Origin of the sequence: Weissella sp. DD23 (assembly GCF_001579105.1) — a bacterium.
GTDB lineage: Bacteria > Bacillota > Bacilli > Lactobacillales > Lactobacillaceae > Weissella > Weissella cibaria.
In genome coordinates, this window is the sequence record NZ_KQ970397.1 from 57,660 (window position 1) to 59,822 (window position 2,163).

The window sequence follows — 2,163 nt, forward strand, 5'->3', positions numbered from 1 at the left end:
GTGAATTCATTCCGAAGTTGGGTGCAGGCTTCTTAGTGGTGATGACCGGTACGGTGCTAACCATGCCTGGTTTGCCAAGTCATCCGGCTGCCTATGATATTGATATCGATGAAAACGGCCGGATTACCGGACTGTTCTAGCAGTGGGATAAAAACTCAGTCTTCGGGCTGAGTTTTTTTGTTTATGCATATTGAGTAGGTAAATTTATTCACTTATACTTGATAAGTGAGTTTTTTAAGAGAAACTAATTGAGGAGGAGAGATGGCAAGGAAGAGAACCATACCGGGTCAGTTAGTAACACACGCCGGTACTGTGCTTGCGTGGGGGTTATTCATTGCACCCGTTGTGTACTTTTTAGTAAGTATTGGCATGGCAATTAGTAGCCACGGGCAACTATTTAATTTGGTCTGTTGGTTGATTAAAGGTATTTTAACGTTCAATTATATGGGCTTTTTCTCGTTGATTAGTATCGGTATTGTCCTCATCGGTGTGATGAATTACCGGTTCGGTGACGATGCGATGCGTAACGGGGTGCCAAATGAAAACTGGGCAACTGTCACCGAGGAAGCATTGCTAAAGGAACGCGCAGTTCAAAATTTTTATTTAGAATTACATGATCGTTATTCGCGTGTTTCCGAGTGGGTGATTGTGACGCCTGAAGATGACTTTGCACCTGGTGAAGTAGCAGAAGTGTACGGCCGCATTACAACGGCTGAACAGGAGGTGCAAGATGCGACGCGAGATTGAAATTGTAAGACTACAACAAATTCAGGAACAATTGCGTCAGATTCGTCATTTAAATCGACAGCAAATGCAACTGTTACGAAACTTTCATCATGATGTGATGGCACATTTACGACGTTGGCGCGTTCTGTTTGGGTTATTGGGCGCTTTATTAGCGTTTGTGATTTACATTGGATTACAGCTGGTGTTGACACAACTGACACCAGACCAATCAATGGTACATATTATTCTAGGGTATGCCATGGTCATTATTTTTGGTTTCTTCATGGGCGTTGCTTTGGCCAGTAGCGCACTGCACGACTGGTTATATCAACGGGTGAGCGATCATTTGTTGTGTGATGACCCGGTGATTTTGCCACAACTTTGGCAAAATTTAGCCATGGTGGAGCAGTTAGCAACTGCTTTGCGCCAGGACGACTTTTTACCCGCTGATGTGCGTGAATCGGAAAGCGCGATTGCGTTAGTAATTTCTTATTTTGAACGCAATTTGACTTATTCACTGCCAGAAGCGCTGTATACATTAGCCGGTAATTTGCGGGTAGTTTTGCATCCTGATCTACGTAATGAAGTCGCGCAGCACCGGCGCTTCGTACGTCGATTACAGCTTGATTTGTCAGATGAACAACAGACAATTAATGAGTTGTACACGTATCTGACGACTGCGCATCATCTGAACCGAATTTAGATTAGAGATAGAAAGAGGCAAACATGAAGGTTGTTATTGTTGGTGCCTCACATGCGGGTATTGCAGCGGCACAACGTGTGGTTGCGAAATACACGGATGCCGAGGTGACTTTGATTGATAGGCGAACGACCCATCTTTCCTTTATTGGGGCGGGCGCCCACATGTATTTGAATGGTGAAATTGAGTCGCCTGCTGCGACTGACTATTGCGAAGATGAACAATTGCAAACATTGGGTGTTGACTTACGGTTAGGCGTCAATGTGCTGTCACTGGATGCTGATCAGCGGTTGCTCAGTTTAGAGGCTGTGGAAACGGGCGAACAAACAACGCTCCGGTATGATCGGCTGATCTTAGCAACTGGCTCAACCCCGAGAATTCCGGCGGTCCCCGGCTTTGAGAGTAAGCACGTCCATTTATTGAAGCGTGTTGATGATGTCATCGCGTTACGTCAAGCGTTAGATAACGCAAAGGATGTTGCCAACCAACAGGTAATTGTGCTTGGTGGTGGGTTAGCGGGAACGGAAGCTGCCATGGCAATGCGAAATGCTGGTGCCAAAGTGACGTTATTACATAATCACGATAGCTTGGCATCCGGCTATTTTGATCACGATTTTTCAGAACGACTTGCCGAGTTGTTGATTGCACACGGAATTGACGTGGTTACGAATGTTGATGTGCGACGGATGGAGGATGTGGCCGACCGTGGCGTGGTGATTGAAACAGCCGTTGATACC

Annotated in this window: 4 protein-coding genes; all 4 read left to right on the top strand. The window is 45.8% G+C overall.

Annotated features, from left to right (window positions below):
• A partial coding sequence (locus WEIDD23_RS12845) for a formate--tetrahydrofolate ligase (protein WP_156469630.1) occupies nucleotides 1-140 on the top strand: 140 nt, incomplete at its 5' end.
• 121 nt (nucleotides 141-261) lie between these two features.
• Nucleotides 262-747 carry a hypothetical protein gene (locus WEIDD23_RS10210; protein ID WP_010372640.1) on the top strand — a complete coding sequence of 162 codons (486 nt, stop codon included), beginning with the start codon at nucleotides 262-264 and terminating at the stop codon, nucleotides 745-747.
• A complete protein-coding gene (locus WEIDD23_RS10215) occupies nucleotides 731-1,429 on the top strand; it encodes a hypothetical protein (protein ID WP_062358959.1) in 699 nt (232 codons plus the stop codon). The genes WEIDD23_RS10210 and WEIDD23_RS10215 overlap by 17 nt, the downstream gene beginning before the upstream one ends.
• Before the next feature lie 23 nt (nucleotides 1,430-1,452).
• On the top strand, nucleotides 1,453-2,163 hold a 711-nt coding region (locus WEIDD23_RS10220; protein WP_156469631.1), incomplete at its 3' end, for an FAD-dependent oxidoreductase.